This window comes from Streptomyces sp. NPDC034085 (genome assembly GCF_055575555.1).
The window spans coordinates 90,129-112,101 of record NZ_JBVISL010000007.1 but is presented as its reverse complement, the minus strand read 5'-3'; the positions used below and the strand labels follow the sequence as shown (position 1 = coordinate 112,101).

Below are 21,973 nucleotides of genomic sequence, written 5' to 3'. Positions count from 1 at the left end.
CATGACCACCACCGCACCGGCGTCCGGAGCCCCGGCGCCCGACGCCCCGGCCGCCGCCGCGCCCGCCGAGGGCCTCCCCCCGGGCAGCAGCCCCTGGCAGCTCGCCCGGCGGGAACTGCGCCGCCGCCCCGCCGTCCGCGTCAGCGCCTGCGTCGTCCTCCTCTTCGTCCTGATGGCCGTCACCGCCCCCTGGCTGGGCGCCCTCGGCGGCTGGTCACCCGACGAGTTCGACAAGACCGCCGTCGACCCCTACCTCGGCGGCCTGCCCCTCGGCTCCCTCGGCGGGATCGGTCCCGAGCACTGGCTCGGCGTCGAACCCGTCAGCGGCCGCGACCTCTTCGCCCGCGTCGTCCACGGCGCGCAGGTGTCCCTGCTCATCGCCTTCGCCGCCACCGCCATCGTCGTCCTCGCCGGAACCGCCGCGGGCATCGCGGCCGGCTACTTCGGCGGCCGCACCGACGCGGTCCTGTCCCGGCTGATGGACCTCACCATGTCCTTCCCCTCGCTGATCTTCATGATCGCGATGCTGTCGGTGGCGAAGGACGTCAACCGCATCGTCCTCATGACCGCCGTCATCGGGCTCTTCGGCTGGCCCGGCGTCGCCCGCGTCGTCCGCGGCCAGACCCTCTCCCTCAAGCACCGCGAGTACGTCGATGCCGCCCGCGTCGGCGGAGCGAGCGCCTGGCGCATCCTGACCCGCGACATCCTCCCGGGCGTCTCCGGCCCGGTCATCGCCTACACCACCCTGCTCATCCCCGGCATGATCAGCACCGAGGCGGCACTCAGCTACCTCGGCGTCGGGGTCCGACCGCCCACCCCCTCCTGGGGCCAGATGATCGCCGAGTCCGTGGCCTTCTACGAGACCGACCCGATGTACTTCGTCATCCCGAGCGTCTTCCTCTTCCTCGCGGTGCTCGCCTTCACCCTCCTCGGCGACGCCCTGCGCGACATCCTCGACCCGAGAGGAGCCCGCAGTTGATCCTCTACCTGCTGCGCCGCCTCCTCGCCCTGGCCGGCGTCCTGCTCGCCATCGCCGCCGTCACCTTCCTCATCTTCTACGTCCTGCCCAGCGACCCGGCCGCCGCCGCCTGCGGCAAGACCTGTAGCGCCGAACGGCTGGCCGACGTACGCGCGTACCTGGGGCTCGACCAGCCCCTGTGGCGGCAGTTCGCCGACTTCCTCACCGGCATCTTCACCGGCCGCACCCTCGGCTCCGGCCAGTACGCCGTCAGCTGCGACTTCCCGTGCCTGGGCTACTCGTACGAGAACTCGCTGCCCGTCTGGGACCTGCTGATGGACCGGCTCCCGGTCTCCGCCTCCCTCGCCGTCGGCGCGGCCGCCCTGTGGCTCCTGCTGGGCCTGGGCGCCGGAGTGACCGCCGCCCTGCGCAAGGACACCGCCACCGACAAGGCCCTGATGGTCGGCGCGGTCGCCGCCGCCTCCCTGCCCGTGTACTTCACCTCCGTCCTGCTGATCTACGGAGTCATCCGCGTCGCCGGACTGCTGCCGTACCCGAGCTACCAGGCCCTCACCGACGACCCGCTGGCCTGGGCGTCCAACCTGCTGCTGCCCTGGACCGCGCTCGCCCTGCTCTACGCCGCCATGTACGCCCGCCAGAGCCGCGGCTCCATGATCGAGGCGATGGCCGAGCCGTACATCCGCACCGCCCGCGCCAAGGGCATGCCCGAACGCACCGTCGTCGTCAAACACGGGCTGCGCTCGGGGATGACCCCGATCCTCACCATCTTCGGCATGGACCTCGGAGGCCTGCTCGCCGGAGCCGTGATCACCGAGTCCATCTTCGGGCTCCCCGGCATCGGCAGGCTCTTCTACGGGGCGCTCGTCAGCTCCGACCAGCCCGTCGTCCTCGGGGTCACCCTGCTCGCCGCCTTCTTCATCGTCGTCGCGAACCTCGCCGTCGACCTCCTGTACGCCGTAGTCGACCCGAGGGTGAGGTACTGATGACCACCCCGCTGCTCGAAGTGCGCGACCTGCGCGTCACCTTCAGCACCCCGCGCGGGACGGTGCGCGCCGTCGACTCGCTCGGCTTCACCGTCGAAGCGGGCCGCACCCTCGGCATCGTCGGCGAATCCGGATCCGGCAAGTCCGTCACCTCCCTCGCCGTCATGGGCCTGCACCGCACCGGCGCCGAGGTCAGCGGCTCCGTCACCCTCGCGGGGCAGGAGCTCACCGGTCTCCCCGAGAAGGAACTGGCCAAGGTCCGCGGCCGCCGCATGGCCATGATCTTCCAGGACCCGCTGTCCAGCCTGCACCCCTACTACACCGTCGGCGAGCAGATCGCCGAGCACGTCCGGGTGCACTTCAAGGCCGGCCGGGCCGCCGCCCGCAAACGCGCCGTCGACATGCTCGGCGAGGTCGGCATCCCCGAACCGGCCCGCCGCGCGGGGGAGTACCCGCACCAGTTCTCCGGCGGCATGCGCCAGCGCGCGATGATCGCCATGGCCCTGGCGTGCGAGCCCGAGCTGCTGATCGCCGACGAGCCCACCACCGCCCTCGACGTCACCGTCCAGGCGCAGATCCTCGAGCTGATCGCCCGCCTCCAGGAGGAACGCGGCCTCGGCGTCGTGATGATCACCCACGACCTGGGGGTGGTGGCCCGGGTCGCCCACGAGGTGCTGGTCATGTACGGCGGCCGGGCCGCCGAACAGGCCCCCGCCGAGGAGCTGTTCGCCGACCCGGCGCACCCCTACACCCGGGGCCTGCTCGACTCCCTGCCCCGCCTCGACAGCGCCGACGACGTCCCGCTGCCCTCCATCCCCGGCTCCCCGCCGTCCCTGCTGGACCCGGCCCCCGGCTGCGCCTTCGCCCCGCGCTGCCCCAGGGCCGCCGCCGGCCCGCCGCCGGAGCGGGAGCGCTGTACGGGCGAGCGCCCGCCGCTGCTCCCGTACGGCTCTCCCGCCCGCTCGGCGGCCTGCCACTTCGCCGGCTCCGCCCCCGCCCCGGAGGTGTCCCGATGACCGCCCCGGCCACCGGCCAGGACCAGGCCGCGCAGCCTGCCCCGGCCGGCCCCCTGCTCTCCGTACGGGACCTGACCATGACCTTCCCCGGCAAGCGGTCGCTGACCGGGCGCCGGGCGGCGCCCGTGCGGGCCGTCGACGGGATCTCCTTCGACCTGGAGGCCGGACGCACCCTCGGCCTCGTCGGCGAGTCCGGCTGCGGGAAGTCCACCACGGGCCGGATGCTGGTGCGGCTGCTCGAACCCACCTCCGGCAGCATCACCTTCGACGGCCGCGACATCAGCCGGCTCTCCCAAGGGGCGCTGCGGCCGCTGCGCAGGAACCTCCAGATGGTCTTCCAGGACCCGCACTCCTCCCTCAACCCCCGCCAGACGGTCGCCCGGATCATCTCCGACCCCCTGCTGGTGCAGGGCTGGAGCGCGGCGGACGCCCGCCGCCGGGCCGCCGAACTGATGGAGCTGACCGGGCTGATCCCGGAGCACATCGACCGCTACCCGCACGAGTTCTCCGGCGGCCAGGCGCAGCGCATCGGCATCGCCCGCTCGCTGGCCACCAGCCCCCGACTGGTGATCGCCGACGAGCCGGTCTCCGCCCTCGACGTCTCCGTCCAGGCGCAGATCGTCAACCTGATGGAGCGGCTGCGCGCGGAACTGGGCCTGGCGTACGTGTTCATCGCGCACGACCTCTCGGTCGTCAAACGGGTGAGCGACCGGGTGGCGGTCATGTACCTCGGCCGGATCGTCGAGATCGGGGACAAGAAGTCCCTCTACGAAGACCCGCAGCACCCGTACACCCGGGCGCTGCTGTCCGCCGTCCCGCTGCCCGACCCGGCGGCGGAGCGGCGGCGCGAGCGGATCGTGCTGCTCGGCGACCCGCCGAGCCCGGCCGCCCCGCCCCCGGGGTGCACCTTCCATCCGCGCTGTCCCGTGGCGCAGGAGATCTGCCGCACCGAGCGGCCGCTGTTGCGGCCGGTCGCCTCGCGAGAGGTGGCGTGCCACCTGGCGTAGGCAGCGGGGCCCCGGTGGCTGACGGGGGATCACGGGAAGGGGAGGGGCCCCGGAGACGACGACGTCTGCGGGGCCCCTCGTCCGTGCGCGGCCGCTCAGCCGCTCAGCCGTTCACCCGCTCAGGCCCAGCTCGCGGCGGAAGAACTCCAGCTCCAGCGCCATGATCTTCTCCCGGGTGCCGCCCGGGGTCATGTGGGTCACCCCGGGCAGTGCCAGCAGCTGGTGCGGGCGGCCGGCGTCCGTGAGGGCGCGGGACAGGCGCAGGGTGTGGGAGGGGTGGACGTTGTCGTCGGCCAGGCCCGTGACCAGCAGCAGCGGCCGGGTCAGCCCGGGCGCGTCGGCGATCAGCGAGTCGCGCTCGTACACCTCGGGGTGCTCCTGCGGGAGTCCGAGGTAGCGCTCGGTGTACGCGGTGTCGTAGTGGCGGAAGTCGGTCGGCGCGGCGCCGGCGGCCGCCGCGTGGAAGACGTCCGGGCGGCGCAGCACGGCCATGGCCGACAGGTAGCCGCCGTAGGACCAGCCGCGGATCCCGACCCGGCCGAGGTCGAGGTCGCGGTGGCGTTCGCCGAGCGCCCGCAGCGCCGCGACCTGGTCCTCCAGGGTGACCTCGGAGAAGCCCCGGTACATGGCGTGGGTGAAGGCGGGCGAGACGTACGGCGTGCCCCGGTTGTCGACGGTGACGACGGCGAAGCCCTGGTCGGCCCACCACTGCCGGTGCTGCCATCGGCGCGGCTCGGCGGACACGTCCTGGTAGCCGGGGCCGCCGTAGCTGTCCATCAGCACCGGCAGCCGCCGCCCGGGGACGTGGCCGCGGGGCAGGACGAGCGCGGTGGGGACGCCGTGCTCGGTGACCCGTTCCAGGACCGGCTCCACCCGGTACGGCAGCGGCGCCGCGAGGTCGGCGGGGCTGAGCTCGCGGCCGTCGGAGGTGCGTACGGCGCGCCGGATCCCGTCGGCGTCGGCGCGGGTCAGCAGCAGGCTCCCGGCGGCCGAGGCGGACACGGAGTGCACCCCGGGCCCGTCGGCGAGCGGGGTGAGCTCCCCGCTGTCGGGGTCCAGCAGCAGCACCTGCTGCTCGGAGGGGTCGCGCAGCCCGGCCTCGATCAGCAGCCGGCCCTCGTGGACGCCGGCCACCCGGCGGACCTGTATCCCCTCGCCGGTGAGCGGCTTCCCGTCGAGGGCGAGGCCGCGCGCGGTCCCGCCGGGAGCGTCGGCGGCGGTCAGCATCCGCCCGTCGGGCAGCCGCGCCGGGGTGCCGGGCAGCGGGTCCACCCACCGGGGGTGCGTGGTGCGGGACAGCTCCCGGGTGCGGCCGGTGGCCGGGTCGGCGCTCAGCAGCAGGACGTTCTGCTGGAGCCGGTCTTGGACGGTCAGCAGGATCTCCGTCCGCGACTCCCAGCCCGCGTCGGAGACGTACGGGTACGCGGCGGCGTCCCAGTCGAGCCGTACCCGGCCGCCGCCGGGGCCGAGCACCCACAGCTGCACGTCGGCGTTGGGGCCGCCCGCCTCGGGGTACGCGAAGTCCTCGGCCGGCAGCTCCGGGTGTTCCGGGTCGGTGAAGTGGCGGCGCGGGAGGGCGCTCTCGTCGACGCGGGCGGCGAGCAGGGTGACCCCGTCGGGGGACCACCAGTGGCCCCGGGGGCGGTCGAGTTCCTCGGCGGCGGCGAACTCCGCGAGGCCCCAGCGGGCCCCGTCGTCGGGGCTGACGCGGCCGCCCGGGTGGACGTACAGGGCGTCGTCGGCGACGTACGCGGTGCGCGAGCCGTCGGCGTTGGGGCGCGGGTCCAGGGCGGGGCCGGCGGCGGGGATCCGGGCGGGGGCCCCGGCGCCGTCACAGGCGACCTCGTACAGCCGTCCGTACAGCGGGAAGACGGCGCGGCGGCCGTCGCCGGAGAGGGCGTACGAGCCGATCCCGGCGGCGACGAGGCGCGTGCGCTCGCGCAGCCGGCGCTCGGCGACGGGCAGTCCGCCCGGCTCGGGGGACAGCTCGCGGGGGTCGGCGAGCAGGGTTTCGGCGCCGGTGGCGGTGTCGAGGACCCAGAGGCCGTCGAGGGGGTCGGTGGGGCCCGTGGAGCGCAGGAACCAGAGGATGCGGCCGTCGTCGCCGAAGGCGAAGGCGCGGGGGGAGCCGTGGGTGAAGCGGGCCGTGTCGGCGGAGAGCCCGAGGAAATGGTCCATGATCCCAGTGTGGCATGTGCAATATCACATGGCATAGCCCATTGGAGTGGTAGGCGCGGGATCCCGGGCATAGCGTCGACTAGTGGACCCGAACGCACTGCCGAACACCACGGGGACCGACGGCACGGTCCGAGGGAGCGGAAACGGGCTGGCCCTGTTCGTGATTGCCTCCTGCCAGCTCATGGTCGTGCTCGACGTCACCATCGTGAACATCGCGCTACCACACATCCAGACCGCCCTCCACTTCTCCACCGAGAGCCTCTCCTGGGTCGTCAACGCCTACACCCTCACCTTCGGCGGCCTGCTCCTGCTGGGCGGCCGCACCGGCGACATCCTCGGCAGGAAGCGCGTCTTCGTCTTCGGGATCCTGCTCTTCGGCCTGGCCTCCCTCCTCGGCGGACTCGCCCAGAACGCCGGCCAGCTGATGGCCGCCCGCGCCCTCCAGGGCGTCGGCGGAGCCATCGCCTCCCCGACCGCGCTCGCGCTGATCACCACCACCTTCCGCGAAGGCCCGGCCCGCAACCGCGCCTTCGGCGTGTTCGCCGCCGTCTCCGCGGGCGGCAGCGCGATCGGGCTCCTCGCGGGCGGGGTGCTCGTCGAATGGCTCGACTGGCGCTGGGTGCTCTTCGTGAACGTCCCGATCGCCCTGCTCATCGCCGTCCTGGCGGCCAGGGTCCTGCGCGAGTCGCAACGCCACCCGGGACACTTCGACTTCCCCGGCGCGCTGCTCGGCACCGGCGGCATGGTCGCGCTCGTCTACGGCTTCATCCGCGCCTCCCAGGAGGGCTGGCGCGACGGGTTCACGCTCGGCTCCTTCGCGGCGGCCGTGGTCCTGCTGATGCTGTTCGTCCTCAACGAGCGGCGCTCGCCCCAGCCGATCACGCCGCTGCACATGTTCGCCGACCGCAACCGGGCCGGCACGTACGGGATCATGCTCTTCCTCGCCTGCTCGATCTTCGGCATGTTCTTCTTCCTGACCCTGTTCGTGCAGAACGTGCTGGGCTTCAGCCCGCTGCGGGCCGGACTGGCCTTCCTGCCGGTCAGCGTCATGGTCGCGCTGGCGGCCGGGGTGACCTCACAGATGCTGCCGAAGTTCGGGCCGAAGCCCTTCATGGTCGCCGGCGCGCTGTGCTGCGCGGCGGGGCTGGGCTGGCTGACGTTCACCGACGTCCACTCGACCTACGCGGGCAGCATCCTCGGCCCGATCCTGGTGTTCGGCACCGGCATGGGACTGCAGTTCGTCTCGCTGACCCTGATGGCCCTGTCCGACGTCCCCGACCGGGAGTCCGGCGCGGCCTCGGGGCTGCTCAACTCCATGCAGCAGGTCGGCGGGTCGCTCGGGCTGTCCATCCTGGTCACCGTCTTCGGCACGGTCAGCCGCAACGAGGCGAAGGGCCAGGTGGCGGCCTTCCTCGGCACCGCGGGCCCCCAGGAGAAGGCCCTCTTCGCGCACACCGGCCGGCTGCCCAAGCCCCGGGCCGACCAGGTGCTCGCCTCGGGCGTGAGCGCCGCCTTCGTGGCGGCCTCCCTCTTCACGCTGGCCGGAGCGGTGATCGCGCTCTGCGCGATCCAGGTGCGGCCCTCCGACCTGGAGCGGCTCCAGGGTAACCACACTCCGGCCGTCGTCCGGGACGAGCGCGGACGGTAGGCTCACAGGCTCATCGCAAACCGGGGGGAAATCCGATGTTCCGATCCAGCCTGCGCGGCGCCGCCGCGACCGTACTGACCGTCACCCTTGCGGCGTTCACCGTCTCCTGCGGCGGTGGTGACGGGGCGAAGGCGTCCTCGGCCCCGTCTCCCGCCCCGTCCGCCTCCTCCGCGCAGGGCTCCGGCGCCGCGTCCCCGGCCGCCGGCACCGGCGGTACGGGCGCACCCGCGCCCGCCGGCACGCCCACCGCGCCGCCCTCCGTCGACTTCGGCGACGGCCTGCCCTCCACGCCGCCCGAACGCGTCCGCGACGCCTTCGCCGGACTCCAGGCGACCCTGGACGACTCCTGCACCCCGGGCAACTGCGCCTACTTCCTCGGCCGGGTCTACGACGAACTCCACCGCCTCGACCGCTCGATGAAGGCCGACCCGAAGGGCCCCGGGCACTTCCCGGAACCGATCGCCCTGATCGCGAAGCTCGACAGGGAACTCGGCGGCGACCGCACCTTCGAGAACCTGAAGAAGCACCAGAGCACGCTGACCGGCACCCGGGACGAGATCAACACCTGGATGCAGGACCACCCCGACGACTACCGCTGACCCGCCCCTGCGTCCGGCTGCCCTGCGTCCGCCCCGCTACCCGAGCGCCTCACGCAGCCTGGCGCCGTCGGTCCGGCCCACCGTCCGCAGGGCCAGCCAGGAGCCGTCCGCGAACACCAGGTCCACCCGCGCCCGGCGGCGCCGGAGCCGGGGGACGCGGCGCGGCGCGCACGGGGCGGCGTACGACTCGCGGGCCGGATCACCCCGGCCCCAGGGCGGGCGGACGGTGACCTTCCCGGGGGCGTCGACCGTCAGGGTCCCGTACGGGCCGGCCGTCTCCTCCCGCCAGTGCGTCCAGTGGAAGCCGAACACCGCGAGGGCGAACCGGCCGGCCTCGCTGTCCCAGCCGCCGCGCAGCGCGGGCCCGTGCGCGAGCCGGCCGGCCAGCCGCAGGACCCGCTCGAAGGGGTCGAGCAGCGCCCCCACCGCGTCGGCCAGGTCGTCGGGCAGGGCCGTCAGGAAGCGGACGACGAAGAACCGGCCGAGCCGGGTCCGCAGCCGCTCCCGCGCGGGCGAGCCGGGCAGCAGCGCACGCGGCGGGCGGCGCACGTACGGGGACAGCCGGACCGGAATCTCCTCTTCCATCGGCCCATGATGACCTGCGGGCCCGGTCCGGTCCGAAAGGGACGGCCTAAACCTCCACGCGGCGGATCCGGCAGCGCGCCGGTCCCCGCGTCCGCAGCGTGATCCCGGCACTCACCGGGATCCGCGTGTCCACGGCCTCGAACTCGTACGTCCGCAGGAGCATCGCCAGCGCGATCACGGACTCCAGCATCGAGAAGTGCTGCCCGATGCAGGCGCGCGGGCCGCCGCCGAAGGGGAACCACGCGTAGCGGTGCCGGCCGGCCTCGGCCTGCGGCGCGAAACGGCCGGGGTCGAAGCGCTCCGGGTCGCTCCAGTACCGGGGGTGGCGGTGCGTCACCCAGGGGGCCAGGATCACATCGGCGCCCGCCGGGATGACGTGCCCCCCGATCTCGGTGGCGGCGACGGCCTTGCGGCCGATCACGGGCGCGGCGGGGTAGAGCCGCATGGCCTCCTTGAGCACCTGGGTGAGGTACGGGAGGCGTTCCAGGTCGGCGGCGCCGGGCGTGCGCCCGCCGTCCAGCACGCCCAGCACCTCCTCCCGCGCCCGGGCCTGCTCCTCGGGGTGGCGGCCGAGCAGGTGCAGGGTGAAGGCGAGCGAGGTGGCGGTCGTCTCGTGCCCGGCCAGCAGGAAGACGAGCACCTGGTCGCGCAGTTCGGCGGAGTCGAAGGTCGCGTCGTCCGCGCTCCGCGCGCCGGCCATCAGCGTCAGCAGGTCCTCGCCCCCGGCGGGCCCGGGGGCCGCCCCGCGCCGCTCGGCGACGATCCCGTCGCAGACGGCGTACAGCTCGTCCATCGCGGCGGCCGCCCGCCGGTTGCCCGGCGTCGGCCAGGTGCGCGGGAGGTTGGCGGGGGAGTAGCCGCGGCGCAGCACGTACTCGGTAATGACCGGAAAGCACCGGTGCACGACGTCGGCGGTGGCATCGACGTCCGCGCCGAACAGGATCCGGGACACGGCGCGCAGGGCCAGGTGCGTCATCTCGACGGAGACGTCGACGACGCCGTCCCGCGCCTGCGCCCACGCGGCGAGGACGCCCTCGGTCTCGGCGGCGACGGCCCCGGCGTAGCCGTCCACCCGCTTGCGGGTGAACAGCGGCTGGAGCAGCCTGCGCTGGCGTACGTAGTCTCCGTCCTGGCTGGTCAGCAGGCCGTTGCCGAAGGAGTCCCGGACCTCCTGGTAGAAGGCGTTGTCCTTGCGGAAGTCGGCCGCCTCGGAGGCCAGCACCCGCTGGGCGCCCTCGGCGGAGAACACGCAGTACAGCTCGGCGCGCAGCCCGGGCGGCCCGGCGCTGATCCGTACGACGTCACCGTGCCGCTGCCGGGCCCGCAGATAGGTGCCGAGGGAGTCCGACTTCAGGTCGAACAGCGACCCGAGCAACGGCACCCCCTCGAGCCCCGGAACCCGCACCCCGTCCGCCGTGGTCCCCGTCCCGCCCGCCATGGCCGCCCCCCTCGAAACCGTCCGATGGGGGGATTCTGTCCGGCCCGGCCGTCCCGGGCGAGGCCCTGCCGGTCGTGCGGCCGGATATCGACCCCGCGGTCCGGCAGGGCATCGCTGCCTACTTGTCGCAGGCGATGCCGTCCTTGTCCCGGTCGAGGCCCTCGCGGTAGCCGGGCTGGCCGCGCCGCATGGGCGCCGCCCCCGCCGCCCTCGCGGCGTCGCAGCTCTTGTAGTAGACGCCTTCGGCGCCGCTGCCGCCGGTGGACCCGTCGGTGGGTCCCTCCGTGGCGGGCTTGGGCTTGGGCTTGGGCGGGGTCGCCGCGGGCGCCGGAACGGTCGGGGACCCCGGGGACTTCGGGGACTTCGGAGCCGTCGAGGCCGGCGCCCCGGCCCGGTCCGGGCAGGAGGTGCCGGGCGCGACGAGGGACAGTTCGACGGCGGTGCCGGCGGTGACCGCGGTGCCCGCCCCCGGCGTCTGGAAGCACACGTCCCACTCACTGTGGTCCTTGGCCGGGGTGACGCCCGCGTACGCCCCGCGCGCCTCGACCGGCGTACTGACCACCTGCCGCACGAGCGCCTCGGCGGCGGCGGACTTCTGCCCGACGACCGCCGGCATCACCGACGGCGCGGAAGCACCGGCCGAGGCCGAGGCGGACGCCGGCGGCGCCGTACCGGGCTTTCCGCCGGCCGCGCCCCTCTTCGGCGCACCGTCCTCACACCCGCCCAGCAGGAGCACGACGGCCCCCACCAGGCCCACCACGGCGACACCCCGACGCTGGAACACAGCTCGACCCCCCGGATCAACAACGGAAACCGCCGCAGCCTAGACGCGCCGCCCCGCCCGAGTCAGCGGGTTTGTCATATTCATCCGCCCGCGGGGACCCGACGAGGGCCGGTGGGGTCTAGTCTCGCGGCGTGGACCTGCACCAGGTGTACCCCTCCGGTTTCCGGTAGCGCATCCAGGAACGACCTGGGGCGCGCTGGAGGCCTTCATGTCCCGCACCGCCCACCACACCGCCGATCAACGCACCCCGTACGGCCGTCAGCGCCGCGAGGAGCACGACCGGCTGGACCGGCACCGGATCCAGCACACCGGCCCCTGGCGCCGGGTCGACATCCGCACCCTGCGGTACTCCGCCACCGAACTCCGCGCCGCCGAAAAGGAAGGCCGGCGCCCCCGGCCGCAGGAGGTTCGTCGCTCCTTCGACATCTGGCGGTACTGCTGCGCCTTGGGGTCCCTGTCCGAGGCGGCGAACCTGGAGGAGCGCACCGCCAGGGCTCGGCTCCGCGTCGCGGCACGGAAGGCGCTGTTCGACCCCGAGACGGTCATCGAGCCCTACCGCACCCGCTACCAGGCCCACTGGGACTCCTGATGACGCTGCTTCCGTCTTCGGCTTCCCGGACATGACGGAGCCCCCGCCCCCGGAGCACTCCGGGGGCGGGGGCTTCCTCGTCACTTCTAGGACCGAGGCCATCATGAGAAGCGCTGCTGGGATGTGGACGCCGGCTGTGGTCTCAGATCCGGTCGTGGGCCTTGGCCCCGGGGGCCTCGATGGTGACGCCGTCCACGGTGATACTGGAACCCTCGTCATCTTCTCCGCCGAGGAACAGCTCGAACGGTGGTGAGAGAGAGGGTTTCTCACGGCCGCCCCTACTGCGGCACCGGCGGAAGGCTGGTGAGCGTCCGCAGTGCTCGGTCCCTCGCGCGGAATCCGAAGCTGACGAGAGTGACGCTCTCCCCGGCGCCGAGGGGCGTCCGGCCGTGCGGCGTGAACGATCCGTCGAACACGACGCCATCCCCAGGCGCGAGGTCGCAGGCGCGGTATCCCTCGGGGGTGATGAAGATGGTGCAGCTCCCTGTGGGGGCCGTGGTGGCGCGTTCGTGTGTGAGGCACAGGATCAGGTTCGCCTCGCCGAAGCCGACTTCGTCGAGGTGGAAGTCGAGGAACTGCCCCTGATCCAGGTAGGCGATGTAGACGCCGGTGTGGGGCTGCTCCACTTCCAGGCCGGTGTGCCGGGCGACGACTGCGGCCAGGTCCGCCTCATTGGCGAAGTGGTTGGCGGCATCACCGACGGCCGCGTTCCACTTCCCGTTGTGCAGGTAGCCGGCGGCGGCCAGGGACTTCTCCGCCTCCTCGGCCATCGCGGAGACCAGCTCGACGGGGAACTGATCCCGTAGACGCTGAGGGTGCCCGCGTTCGTGCTGGGCGAGGGTGTGCACCGCGTCCCGGACGGCGGGGAAGTCGACGCTCCACCGGTCCGGTGCGTGCGTGGAGGTGCGGGCCTGAAGCCATGAGGTCCACCTGCTGCTCCACCGACTCGATTCCTTGGGAACGGGCGTGCATGCGCCGGCGTCGGCCTGGTCCAGCAGCACCTCGACACGGTCGACGGCTGCCTGAGTGGACTGGATCAGCTCGGCGTCGCCCTTGGCCTGCCGAAGGCGCAGGGCTTCCAGCAGGTGGCTTCGGGCGGCGTCGAGGTCGCCGCCCTCCATGAGGTGTTTGGCGTAGTGCTGGAGGGCGAAGTCGAGGAGGTCGGGTTGCCGGGCACGGGCGGTGTCCAGGGCGTTGCGGTACAGCGTGTCTGCGGTCTGTGCCTCTCCGGCGTAGCGGTAGGCGTCGCCGAGGTTGAGCTGGGTGGCGATGACCGCGCGGGTGCCGCCGCTGGCGGTGGCGAGGTCAAGGGCCTGCCGCAGGAAGGCGCGGGCGCTGGGGTAGTCGCCCAGCGCGATCGAGGCGATGCCGGTCCACCGGGTCAGCACGCGCCGCCTGTCCGCGTCCGTGGCCGGGCTCCGGAGTTCCTCGCGGAGCCCGGCGGCGGCGGCCGCCAGCATGTCCCGGTCGGTGGGGACCATGCGCAGGTTCTCGTCCTGGGTGATGAGGTGCTGGAGCACTCGCCCCTCCGGAGGTCGTGGTGGATGAGTTCTACAGCTGGTCGGTCTGATGGCGCAGGCCGGCCAGCAGCTCCCGGCCGTGGTCGGTGAAGTGCTCGCCGAGGAGTTCGAGCTGCCCCATCAGGTAGCGGACGGCCGGCATGCCCTCCTCGTACGCGGCCTGGAAGTTGGCACGCTCGTAGGCGGTGAGGTCGTCGCGGTCGAGTTCGGTCCGGCGGAACCGCAGGAGCTGGTTGTAGACGCACGTCGCGTGGAAGGCCCGGTCCACCTCCCAGAACTGGTTCCGGGCCTCGCCCTGCGTCGCGCGCCAGGCGATCTCGATCTTGGGGGAGTTCTTGGAGTCGTAGCCGTCGGCGAAGACCTGGTGTTGGAGGACGTGGAAGCTGACGGACTGGTGCACGCCCTCGTGCAGGATGTTCTCCGCGAGGAAGAGGCTGGACGGCTCGTCGCTCACGGTGTTGGGCGGGATGTGGTGCCGCGCCTTGTCGGAGAAGACGATGACGTAGGGGAGCACAGGGTCGCTGGAGCTGGTCAGCGAGGAGGTGCGGACGTCCGGCTTGAGGCCCACCCACAGCAGGCCCCGGACGAACTCACGGACGCGGGCGAAGCCGTCGGGGTGGACAGTGGCCAGGCGCTCCAGGGCGTGGGTGAGGGCCGCGTGGCGCTCTGCGGTGTGCTCGACGATTTCGTAGTTGCTCAGGTTGATCTCGGCGGCGATCTGCCCGGGTAGGTCGGCGTCGAACCAGTCGAAAGCGCTGCCGGAGACGTGGACGATGTCGCTGCCGAGGGCGCGGGCGTGCTCGGCGTAGGGGACACCGGACTTCATGAGGCGTTCCATCAGGGCGAATGGCAGGGCCCTCACAGCGCCGTTCTCCCGCAGCCGGATCAGCGCGGGGTCCTGGCGGCCGAGGTCGAAGAACGAGCCGGGTTCAACGGTGGCGGTGATCTGCACGGCGGACTCTCCTTGGCCGGGGTGCGGAAAGGATGCGGGCCGGCCCGGTTGTCGGCTCCGAGCCGGCCCGCCGTGCCGTCACTCAGGCGGCATCAGGTTCGAGTCGGGGGTCAGACGGCGGGCGCCGGCTGCTCGAACACCCCGTCCGGGACGGAGTGGTCCAGGCGCCGGGTCAGGGACTCGACGGCCACCTCCGGCGCGAAGTCACCGTCCGGGACCGAGTGGTCCAAACGTCGCGTGAGGTTGCTGACCTGGGGTGCGTTGGTCATGGGAGATCGTCCCTTTCACGAAGGGTCAGCCCGCACCGCTGCGGTGCGGGGTCGTGCCCCACCTGCCGTAGCTCCGCTGTGCGGCATCCGGTCGAGGTGGGAGTCTGGCCGCCCCGGGCCGTAGGAGTGCGGGGCGGGAGCCTGCGGGTGTCAGCCCCGTTCGAGGCGGGAGGGGTCTTTGACGATCCATTCCTTGCCGCCGCCGTGGGCCGGGAGCTCACGTTCGGGGCGGGACACGGTCACCACCCTCGAAGGCGGTGCGGCGCATGAACTTCTCCCAGCCGCCGGCCGCGCGGATGCGCAGGGCCCGGCTCGGCGCGCCGGGGGCGGGTTCCTGTAGGGCGGCGGCGCGTCCGCTGGCTCCGGGCTTCCGGCGCGGCAGGGAGGTGGTGCTCATGGCCTTGCTCCTCTCCGACGGGGGCGCAGCGGGCCGCAGGACGGCGCGAGGACGGGACCCGCGGCCCGCTGCGTGGGGGACGTCAACGGCTTTCCCCCTTCCGGGTGCTGTCCGTTTCCGCATCTTGAACGTACGGTCGCCGGAGACGCGATAGGACTGACTGGCAGTACGTGTTGCGGGACGGAGCGTCGTCGGGGAGCTGGGCATGGCGGGTACACCGCCCGCACGGGGACGTGCGGCCACAGGAGCGGTTGCGGGCTTCGTGCTGAGGCTGGCGCGGGAGTCCATCCCACGTACACAGGCGGCCATGGCGGAGGCCGTGGGCGTGGACCTGGGCACCTTGCAGGGCTGGGAGTCCGGCCGGCGCCCACTGGCGAACATGAAGGCCGGGGCGCTGCTGAATCTGCGGCGACGTCTCGGGGCTCTGGGCGCGGACGCGGGCATGGTGGGGCTGTTGGATCCGGCGATGGACGCGGACCAGATCATCGGGGCCGCGCTCGATCCGCCGGAGGGGACAGGGCTTCATCCGCTGGCGTCCTGGGTGCACACCAGGGAGACCGCGCACATGTTGGCGTGGGCCTTGACCGGTACGCCGCCGCCCGCCCTGGCGGGGCGGATTCCGGCCCCTCGCCGTGGCCCCTCTGCTTCGGCTCCGCTGTTGGGTGCGGGCGAACGCGGCCAGTTCTTCGAACACCTGCGGGACACCGCCGAGTCGGCCCGGCGCGGCGAGGGGGGTGGGGTGCTACTGCACCGGCAGGCCCTGTATCTGGCGTCGTACGATCGGGGACCGGAGGCGGTCTCGTGGACGGCGCACGCCCTGCATGCGCGTCGGGGAGGGCTGGGCCGGCGGGGATGGTCGGAGCACTGGGCGGAAGCCCGGTCCACGGCAACGGCATTGGCCCGTCTGGGCGACCCGCAGCCGCTGCTCGATTTCATCGAGCGCTCGCTGGTCGGCGACGACACGGCGGAGGCGGCGAACCTGAACTACTGGGCGTACTGGCTCGGTGGCGTCCGGCTTCCGCAGGCCGACGACGGTTTCATGCGCGACCGGAACCTGACCGGCTGGGACCCGGTAACGCTGCTGCGGGGGTTGACCTACGGGCTGCACTACGCCCCCGGGTACGCGGACCTGTACGCCCACACCCTCTGGGGCCTCCTGACGGCCCACCCGTGGCTGCCTCGAGCCTCGGGGGTGCTCGTGCGGGAGCTGGAGGAGCGTACCGGGCGGTTACTGGACGGGCGGGGGATCTCCGAAAGGTCACGGCACGAACTGAGCGCGGTGCATTACGTTTTGCGTGATCGAACCTGAGAGACCGGAGGTCACCACATGGCAGACGAGACGGCGCACGCCCAGGGCACGGCCGGGTTCATCTTCGAGATGGGCGTCATGAAGCAGGCCAAGCGGACGGGGTGGTGGTTCACCGGCAACAACAACCCCGAGTCGATCGCCGACCACTCGTTCCGCGTGGGCATCGTCGGCGCCGTCCTGGCCATGATGGAGGGCGTCGACCCGGCGAAGGTCGCCCTGATGTGCCTCTTCCACGACACCCAAGAGACCCGGATCGGGGACATCCCGCACATCGGCCGCCGCTACATCGACGCCGCGTCGAACGAGACCGTAACCGCCGATCAGGTCGCTCGCGCGCACCCGGCGGTCAAGGCCGGGGTGCAGCGAGTGGTAGCGGAGTACGAGGCCAACGACAGCCCCGAGGCGATCGTGGCCAAGGACGCGGACAAGCTGGAGTGCCTCGTGCAGGCGGTGGAATACCGGGCCCAGGGCAACACGCTGGTACAGGACTGGATCGACACCTCCTTGAACAGCCTCAAGACGGCGTCCGCCCGTGAGCTGGCCGAGGCCGCACTCACGATGTCGCCGCTGGAGTGGCGTCAGACCTTCCTCGGCTGATCTCGGAAACGACGCCCCCGCTTGCCGACCGTATGCCGGGGCGGGGGCTTCGTCGCCATCGTGGGAGTTGCGCCGACGGAAGACGGTGGAAGGTGTCGACGGGTATGACACGGGTGTTTCGCAGGTCAGCGGCCACTCTTGAGGAGGTGTCCGCAATGCCTGCTCGGTCACCTCGGCTCCGACTCCTTAGATGTCCCGGAAGATCTCGATCTGGGCGCCGACCGAGTTGAGGCGTTCCGCCAGTTCCTCGTAGCCGCGGTTGATGACGTAGACGTTGCGCAGCACCGAGGTGCCCTCGGCGGCCATCATGGCCAGGAGCACGACCACCGCCGGGCGCAGGGCCGGCGGGCACATCATCTCCGCCGCGCGCCAGCGCGTGGGGCCCTCGACCAGGACGCGGTGGGGGTCCAGGAGCTGGAGGCGGCCGCCGAGGCGGTTGAGGTCGGTCAGGTAGATGGCCCGGTTGTCGTACACCCAGTCGTGGATCAGGGTCTGGCCCTGGGCGGCCGCGGCGATGGCGGCGAAGAACGGGACGTTGTCGATGTTCAGCCCCGGGAACGGCATGGGGTGGATCTTGTCGATCGGGGCTTCGAGCTTGGAGGGGCGGACCGTGAGGTCGACCAGGCGGGTGCGGCCGTTGTCCGCGACGTACTCCGCCGAGCGGTCGTGGTCGAGGCCCATCTCCTCCAGGACCGCGAGCTCGATCTCCATGAACTCGATCGGGACCCGGCGGATCGTCAGCTCCGACTCGGTGACGACGGCCGCCGCCACCAGGCTCATCGCCTCGACCGGGTCCTCGGAGGGGGAGTAGTCGACGTCGGCGTCGATGACCGGAACGCCGTGGACGGTCAGCGTGGTGGTGCCGATGCCCTCGACCTTCACGCCCAGCGCCTCCAGGAAGAAGCACAGGTCCTGGACCATGTAGTTCGAGGAGGCGTTGCGGATGACGGTGACGCCGTCGTGGCGCGCCGCGGCCAGCAGGGCGTTCTCGGTGACCGTGTCCCCGCGCTCGGTCAGGACGATCGGACGGCCGGGGGAGACGCCCGCCGCGACCTTCGCGTGGTAGATGCCCTCGGTCGCGGTGATGTCCAGGCCGAAGCGGCGCAGGGCGATCATGTGGGGCTCGATGGTGCGGGTGCCGAGGTCGCAGCCGCCGGCGTACGGCAGGCGGAACTGGTCCATGCGGTGCAGCAGCGGGCCCAGGAACATGATGATGCTGCGGGTGCGGCGGGCCGCGTCGGCGTCGATGGCGTCCATGTCGAGGCGGGCCGGCGGGACGATCTCCAGGTCCACGCCGTCGTTGATCCACCGGGTGCGGACGCCGATGGAGTTGAGGACCTCCAGGAGGCGGTAGACCTCTTCGATGCGGGCCACCCGGCGCAGGACGGTGCGGCCCTTGTTGAGCAGTGAGGCGCACAGCAGCGCCACGCACGCGTTCTTGCTCGTCTTGACGTCGATGGCGCCGGAGAGGCGGCGGCCGCCGACGACGCGCAGGTGCATCGGGCCGGCGTAGCCCAGGGAGACGATCTCGCTGTCGAGCGCTTCACCGATTCGGGCGATCATCTCAAGGCTGATGTTCTGGTTGCCGCGCTCGATGCGGTTGACGGCACTCTGGCTGGTGCCCAGGGCGTCGGCGAGCTGACTCTGTGTCCAGCCACGGTGCTGCCGGGCGTCACGGATGAGCTTGCCGATGCGTACGAGGTAGTCGTCTGCCATGGGTGCACCGTATCTCAGATATGAGATGGTGATCGAATTGGGTAGGGCCAAACGGGTGTTATTCGACGTCAGATGGCCTTCTGCGGCCTATGTCCGGGTTGCGGGTGCGGGGGGTGAGGGGGCCGCGGCGCGGCCCCTTCGACGCCCCGCGCAGGCCCCCCTCGCCGCTCAGCGCTCCGTGCAGCCGCAGGCCCGGTGCCGGCCGCCGTGCACCGCGGCGTACGAGGCCGGGCGCGGCCCCGCCGCCGCGCGTGCCAGTCCGGCCGCCGCCGCCCGGCCCGCCGCCGAGTCGGCGTCGTGCACCACCCGGCCGCCGACCAGCGTCATCCGCACCCGCGTCCCGCTGATGTCGGCCACCGGGCACCGCGTCACATCCCGGTCCAGCAGCACCAGATCCGCCGCCTTGCCCCGCTCCACCGTGCCGGTCAGCCCCTCCTGCCGCAGCTGCCAGGCCGTGCCCAGGGTGTGCATCCGCAGGACGGAGGTGCGGCTCAGGGCCTCCAGCTCCGGGTGGAGCGCGCCCGTGCCGGCATCACCCTGGCGGTCGATCGCGGTGCGGAGCTGGTTCCACACCTGGAGCGCGTCCACCGGCCAGTCGGACCCGCCGGTCAGCCGGGCGCCGGCGCGCTCGAGGCTGCGTGCCGGGTACAGCCGGCGGTGCCGCTCCGGCCCGATGTACGGCAGCAGCGCCTCCATCGTCCAGGTGTCCTCGGCGGCCCACTGGAGCTGCATGCAGGCGGCCACCCCGAGTTCGGCGAACCGCCGCAGGTCGGCGGGGTGGACGAGCTGGAGGTGCGCGATCGCGTTGCGGGGGTCGCGCCGTCCCGTGATCCGGCGCGCGGCCTCGTATCCGTCCAGGGCGGTGCGCACCGCCCGGTCGCCCAGGCCGTGGGCGTGCATCTGCCAGCCGATCCCGTTGAACGCGGCGGTCAGCCGCCCGTAGTCGGCGGCCGAGGTGTACAGCTCGCCCCGGTTGGCCGTGGGGCGGCCCTGTCCGTCGAGGTACGGCTCCAGCAGCGCGGCCGTCTGCGCCGGGTACTCGATGACCCCGTCGAGGAACACCTTCACGGTGCCGAAGCGCAGCCCCGCCACCTCGCGGAACTCCCGCTCCAGGTCCCGCGCGTACGCCACCGAGCCGGCCGGGTCCCTCGTCTGCTCCACGTCCAGCCGGATCGCCGGGACGATCCGCTGCGGCAGCCGGCCGGCGGCGGAGAGCGCCCGGTAGAGCTCCAGTTCGTGCCGCCCCACGAGCGCGTCCATCATCGTGGTCACCCCGGAGGCCGCCGCCCGTCCCAGCACCTTCGCGCAGGCCTCGACCAGTTCGGCCCGGGTGGGCGCCGGGACGTGCCGCTTCACCAGCTCCTGCGCGTCGTCCTTGAGTACGCCGCTCGGCTGCCCGTCCGGGCCCTTGACGATCCGGCCGCCGGGCGGGTCGGGCGTGGCGGCGGTGATGCCCGCGACGTCCAGGGCCCGCTGGGACGCCCACAGGTTGTGCCCGTCGCCGCCGACGAGGACGACCGGCCGCCGGGTCGGCAGCGCGTCCAGCAGCGCGTGGTGCGGGAGGGTGCCGGCGGGCAGCAGCCCGACCGGGTTCCAGTCCTCCACCACCAGCCAGGTGTCGGGCTCGGCGCCCGCGCCGCCGGTGTCGGCGAGGAAGCCCGTGAGGATCTCCGTCAGCTGGGCCGCCGTCGTCAGCGCGCCCTCCAGTGACGGCCGCAGCGAGCGGTCGCCGGCCCCGAGCGGGTGGACGTGCCCGTCGTGGATCCCGCTCATCAGGGTGGCGCCGCGCGCGTCGACGACCTCGGTGTCCCGGCCGGCCAGGCGGCGTACCTCGGCGTCCCCGCCCGCGGCCAGGATCCGCCCGTCGCGGCCGACCGCCACCGCCGTCACCGGTGCGCTACCCGGCGTGCCCGTGAACACCCGCGCCCCGCGCACCACCAGGGCCGCCGAGCCGCGTGCCGGTCCTGCGGACGCCGCCGAGGCGGTGCCGGCCCCGGCACCGAGCAGACCCCCCGCCCCGGCGGCACCGGCCGCCGCGAGGAGCCCGCGCCGGGAAACAGAAGACGTCATGACCACTCCAAACCGTTGGCTGTGGCCAGGACACTGGGTGATTAACCCCTTAACCAGAACCCGCCCGCGGCGACGGAATCCGCACCTCGGAGCCGCACCCGCGTTCCGCCCGCGCCGCCCCCTCACCGCGCCCCGCGGCACTCCGTACGATGGCCCGCGTGCCGCCCGGACCGACCCTCGCCGACATCGCCCGCGCCGCGGAGGTGTCCACCGCCACGGTCTCGCACGCCCTCAACGGCACCGGCCGCCTCGGCGAGAGCACCCGCCGCCGGGTCCGCGAGGTCGCGACCGGCCTGGGGTATGGCGCCCCGCGCGCCCCCCGGACCCGCACCCTCGGCCTGGCCGTGACCACCTTCGCCGGGGCCGCGTGGAACTTCGTGGCCGTCGCCTACTTCTCCCGCTGGCTGACCGCCGCCACCTCCGCCGCCCACGCCCGCGGCTACGCCCTGACCACCCTCCCGGCCGACCGCGGGGCCGGGACCCCGTGGCACCACCTCGCCGTTGACGGCATGCTGCTGCTCGACAGCCCCTGCGACGACCCGGTGCTGCGCGCCCTGCGCGCCCGGGGCATCCCGCTCGTCTTCGACGGGCGGCCCGCCGACCCGCGTCCCGGCGACGTCTGGGTCGACAACGACCACGCCGCCACCACCCGCGAGGTCCTCGACCACCTCGCGGCGTCCGGCGCCCGCCGCATCGCGCTGCACGGCGGCTTCGGCGACGAGCACTACACCCGTGCCGTCACCGAGGCGTACGAGCACTGGTGCGCGCGGCGGGGCCGGCCGCCGCTGCTGATCCGCTTCGACCCGCACGACGGCCCCGGCCACGCCTTCGACCGGGCCTTCGCCGAGGGAGCGGCCGACGCCGTGTACTCCCTGTACGACCCCGGCGGCCGCCAGGTGCTGGCCGCCGCCGCGCGGCACGGCCTGGCGGTGCCGGCGGACCTGCTGCTGGTCTGCGCCAGCGAGGACCCGGCGTACGCGCACGCCCGGCCCCCGGTGACCACCGTGACCCTCCACCCGGAGGCCCTCGCCGGGGCGGCGGTGTCGGCCCTCGTGGCGCTGCTGGAGCCGGCCGCCCCGGTGCGCTCGGGCGGCCCCTCCGCCCCGGCCGCCCCGGTCACCGTCCCGGCGGCCCTGCTCCAGCGGATCTCGTCCGTTCGTTGAGCGCGGCATGGCGAGAGTGGACCGTCCGGCGCGAGGGAGCGGACAGCGCGACGTGACGAGAGGGAGGCGTGCTGACCACCAGCCGCGGCCATGTACTAGAGTTATCTCGACATCGAGATATCTGCCGAAGGCGTTCCGCAGCCGCCCCCGCTGATAAGGGTTACCTAACTTAGC

Annotated in this window: 20 protein-coding genes; 10 read left to right on the top strand and 10 right to left on the bottom strand. The window is 73.1% G+C overall.

What is annotated here, in order from left to right:
• Position 1 precedes the first annotated feature (1 nt).
• From ACZ501_RS23785 to ACZ501_RS23770, 4 genes are read left to right on the top strand one after another with little or no spacing between them, the layout of a single operon-like run.
• A complete protein-coding gene (locus tag ACZ501_RS23785) occupies positions 2 to 979 on the top strand; it encodes an ABC transporter permease (RefSeq protein ID WP_468797873.1) in 978 nt (325 codons plus the stop codon).
• The gene (locus tag ACZ501_RS23780) at positions 976 to 1,962 is read left to right on the top strand and encodes an ABC transporter permease (protein ID WP_361596372.1); all 987 of its coding nucleotides are present in this window, start codon (positions 976 to 978) and stop codon (positions 1,960 to 1,962) included. Before ACZ501_RS23785 ends, ACZ501_RS23780 begins: the two co-directional genes overlap by 4 nt.
• Positions 1,962 to 2,978 carry an ABC transporter ATP-binding protein gene (locus tag ACZ501_RS23775; protein WP_361596369.1) on the top strand — a complete coding sequence of 339 codons (1,017 nt, stop codon included), beginning with the start codon at positions 1,962 to 1,964 and terminating at the stop codon, positions 2,976 to 2,978. Before ACZ501_RS23780 ends, ACZ501_RS23775 begins: the two co-directional genes overlap by 1 nt.
• Positions 2,975 to 3,985, top strand: coding sequence for an ABC transporter ATP-binding protein (locus tag ACZ501_RS23770; RefSeq protein WP_468797870.1), 1,011 nt, complete (start codon positions 2,975 to 2,977; stop codon positions 3,983 to 3,985). The genes ACZ501_RS23775 and ACZ501_RS23770 overlap by 4 nt, the downstream gene beginning before the upstream one ends.
• A gap of 111 nt (positions 3,986 to 4,096) precedes the next feature.
• Here the strand turns inward: ACZ501_RS23770 and ACZ501_RS23765 are convergent, their stop codons facing one another.
• Positions 4,097 to 6,163, bottom strand: coding sequence for a S9 family peptidase (locus tag ACZ501_RS23765; protein WP_468797867.1), 2,067 nt, complete (start codon positions 6,161 to 6,163; stop codon positions 4,097 to 4,099).
• Positions 6,164 to 6,245: 82 nt separating this feature from the next.
• Here ACZ501_RS23765 and ACZ501_RS23760 point away from each other — a divergent pair, with 82 nt between their 5' ends.
• Positions 6,246 to 7,811 carry an MFS transporter gene (locus ACZ501_RS23760; RefSeq protein WP_468797864.1) on the top strand — a complete coding sequence of 522 codons (1,566 nt, stop codon included), beginning with the start codon at positions 6,246 to 6,248 and terminating at the stop codon, positions 7,809 to 7,811.
• Between the two features lie 35 nt (positions 7,812 to 7,846).
• Entirely contained in the window at positions 7,847 to 8,410 is a 564-nt protein-coding gene (locus ACZ501_RS23755; RefSeq protein ID WP_361596361.1) for a hypothetical protein, read from the top strand.
• Between the two features lie 36 nt (positions 8,411 to 8,446).
• Here the strand turns inward: ACZ501_RS23755 and ACZ501_RS23750 are convergent, their stop codons facing one another.
• The 3 genes from ACZ501_RS23750 to ACZ501_RS23740 all read right to left on the bottom strand — a co-directional run bounded on the left by ACZ501_RS23750 (position 8,447) and on the right by ACZ501_RS23740 (position 11,217).
• Positions 8,447 to 8,995 (bottom strand): hypothetical protein, encoded by a 549-nt coding sequence (locus ACZ501_RS23750; protein WP_361596358.1) that lies wholly within the window; start codon positions 8,993 to 8,995, stop codon positions 8,447 to 8,449.
• A gap of 46 nt (positions 8,996 to 9,041) precedes the next feature.
• Positions 9,042 to 10,433, bottom strand: a complete 1,392-nt coding sequence (locus ACZ501_RS23745; protein WP_468797861.1) for a cytochrome P450 — start codon at positions 10,431 to 10,433, stop codon at positions 9,042 to 9,044.
• A 118-nt stretch (positions 10,434 to 10,551) separates the two neighbouring features.
• On the bottom strand, positions 10,552 to 11,217 hold the full coding sequence (locus tag ACZ501_RS23740; protein WP_468797858.1) for an excalibur calcium-binding domain-containing protein: 666 nt from the start codon (positions 11,215 to 11,217) through the stop codon (positions 10,552 to 10,554).
• A 208-nt stretch (positions 11,218 to 11,425) separates the two neighbouring features.
• On the opposite strand from ACZ501_RS23740, the gene ACZ501_RS23735 reads away from it, so the two are divergent.
• The gene (locus ACZ501_RS23735) at positions 11,426 to 11,806 is read left to right on the top strand and encodes a hypothetical protein (RefSeq protein WP_468797855.1); all 381 of its coding nucleotides are present in this window, start codon (positions 11,426 to 11,428) and stop codon (positions 11,804 to 11,806) included.
• A 278-nt stretch (positions 11,807 to 12,084) separates the two neighbouring features.
• Here ACZ501_RS23735 and ACZ501_RS23730 read toward each other — a convergent pair whose 3' ends face one another.
• The 4 genes from ACZ501_RS23730 to ACZ501_RS23715 all read right to left on the bottom strand — a co-directional run bounded on the left by ACZ501_RS23730 (position 12,085) and on the right by ACZ501_RS23715 (position 14,944).
• On the bottom strand, positions 12,085 to 13,326 hold the full coding sequence (locus ACZ501_RS23730; protein ID WP_361596346.1) for a tetratricopeptide repeat protein: 1,242 nt from the start codon (positions 13,324 to 13,326) through the stop codon (positions 12,085 to 12,087).
• A gap of 31 nt (positions 13,327 to 13,357) precedes the next feature.
• Positions 13,358 to 14,278 (bottom strand): hypothetical protein, encoded by a 921-nt coding sequence (locus tag ACZ501_RS23725; protein ID WP_361596343.1) that lies wholly within the window; start codon positions 14,276 to 14,278, stop codon positions 13,358 to 13,360.
• A 110-nt stretch (positions 14,279 to 14,388) separates the two neighbouring features.
• The gene (locus ACZ501_RS23720) at positions 14,389 to 14,547 is read right to left on the bottom strand and encodes a hypothetical protein (protein ID WP_468797852.1); all 159 of its coding nucleotides are present in this window, start codon (positions 14,545 to 14,547) and stop codon (positions 14,389 to 14,391) included.
• A gap of 217 nt (positions 14,548 to 14,764) precedes the next feature.
• Complete coding sequence (locus tag ACZ501_RS23715; protein WP_468797849.1) at positions 14,765 to 14,944, bottom strand: hypothetical protein; 180 nt, start codon at positions 14,942 to 14,944, stop codon at positions 14,765 to 14,767.
• Positions 14,945 to 15,251: 307 nt separating this feature from the next.
• Between ACZ501_RS23715 and ACZ501_RS23710 the strand changes: the two genes are divergently transcribed.
• Positions 15,252 to 16,253: an XRE family transcriptional regulator gene (locus ACZ501_RS23710; RefSeq protein WP_361596337.1), complete on the top strand. Its 1,002-nt coding sequence runs from the start codon at positions 15,252 to 15,254 to the stop codon at positions 16,251 to 16,253.
• A gap of 18 nt (positions 16,254 to 16,271) precedes the next feature.
• A complete protein-coding gene (locus tag ACZ501_RS23705; protein ID WP_361596334.1) occupies positions 16,272 to 16,850 on the top strand; it encodes an HD domain-containing protein in 579 nt (192 codons plus the stop codon).
• A gap of 186 nt (positions 16,851 to 17,036) precedes the next feature.
• Here the strand turns inward: ACZ501_RS23705 and ACZ501_RS23700 are convergent, their stop codons facing one another.
• Together ACZ501_RS23700 and ACZ501_RS23695 are read right to left on the bottom strand one after the other, a co-directional pair.
• Positions 17,037 to 18,566, bottom strand: a complete 1,530-nt coding sequence (locus ACZ501_RS23700; protein ID WP_361596331.1) for a helix-turn-helix domain-containing protein — start codon at positions 18,564 to 18,566, stop codon at positions 17,037 to 17,039.
• Between the two features lie 168 nt (positions 18,567 to 18,734).
• Positions 18,735 to 20,636, bottom strand: coding sequence for an amidohydrolase (locus ACZ501_RS23695; RefSeq protein ID WP_361596328.1), 1,902 nt, complete (start codon positions 20,634 to 20,636; stop codon positions 18,735 to 18,737).
• A gap of 149 nt (positions 20,637 to 20,785) precedes the next feature.
• Between ACZ501_RS23695 and ACZ501_RS23690 the strand changes: the two genes are divergently transcribed.
• Positions 20,786 to 21,799: a LacI family DNA-binding transcriptional regulator gene (locus ACZ501_RS23690; RefSeq protein WP_468797846.1), complete on the top strand. Its 1,014-nt coding sequence runs from the start codon at positions 20,786 to 20,788 to the stop codon at positions 21,797 to 21,799.
• Positions 21,800 to 21,973: the final 174 nt, after the last annotated feature.

What these genes read in the sequence shown, in the direction of transcription:
- ACZ501_RS23770 (WP_468797870.1), top strand. Translation starts at nt 2,975, where the DNA reads ATGACCGCCCCGGCCACCGGCCAGGACCAGGCCGCGCAGCCTGCCCCG.
- ACZ501_RS23745 (WP_468797861.1), bottom strand. Translation starts at nt 10,433, where the DNA reads ATGGCGGGCGGGACGGGGACCACGGCGGACGGGGTGCGGGTTCCGGGG.
- ACZ501_RS23695 (WP_361596328.1), bottom strand. Translation starts at nt 20,636, where the DNA reads ATGACGTCTTCTGTTTCCCGGCGCGGGCTCCTCGCGGCGGCCGGTGCC.
- ACZ501_RS23710 (WP_361596337.1), top strand. Translation starts at nt 15,252, where the DNA reads ATGGCGGAGGCCGTGGGCGTGGACCTGGGCACCTTGCAGGGCTGGGAG.
- ACZ501_RS23785 (WP_468797873.1), top strand. Translation starts at nt 2, where the DNA reads ATGACCACCACCGCACCGGCGTCCGGAGCCCCGGCGCCCGACGCCCCG.
- ACZ501_RS23715 (WP_468797849.1), bottom strand. Translation starts at nt 14,944, where the DNA reads ATGAGCACCACCTCCCTGCCGCGCCGGAAGCCCGGAGCCAGCGGACGC.
- ACZ501_RS23700 (WP_361596331.1), bottom strand. Translation starts at nt 18,566, where the DNA reads ATGGCAGACGACTACCTCGTACGCATCGGCAAGCTCATCCGTGACGCC.
- ACZ501_RS23755 (WP_361596361.1), top strand. Translation starts at nt 7,847, where the DNA reads ATGTTCCGATCCAGCCTGCGCGGCGCCGCCGCGACCGTACTGACCGTC.
- ACZ501_RS23735 (WP_468797855.1), top strand. Translation starts at nt 11,426, where the DNA reads ATGTCCCGCACCGCCCACCACACCGCCGATCAACGCACCCCGTACGGC.
- ACZ501_RS23705 (WP_361596334.1), top strand. Translation starts at nt 16,272, where the DNA reads ATGGCAGACGAGACGGCGCACGCCCAGGGCACGGCCGGGTTCATCTTC.
- ACZ501_RS23750 (WP_361596358.1), bottom strand. Translation starts at nt 8,995, where the DNA reads ATGGAAGAGGAGATTCCGGTCCGGCTGTCCCCGTACGTGCGCCGCCCG.
- ACZ501_RS23720 (WP_468797852.1), bottom strand. Translation starts at nt 14,547, where the DNA reads ATGACCAACGCACCCCAGGTCAGCAACCTCACGCGACGTTTGGACCAC.
- ACZ501_RS23690 (WP_468797846.1), top strand. Translation starts at nt 20,786, where the DNA reads ATGGCCCGCGTGCCGCCCGGACCGACCCTCGCCGACATCGCCCGCGCC.
- ACZ501_RS23765 (WP_468797867.1), bottom strand. Translation starts at nt 6,163, where the DNA reads ATGGACCATTTCCTCGGGCTCTCCGCCGACACGGCCCGCTTCACCCAC.
- ACZ501_RS23775 (WP_361596369.1), top strand. Translation starts at nt 1,962, where the DNA reads ATGACCACCCCGCTGCTCGAAGTGCGCGACCTGCGCGTCACCTTCAGC.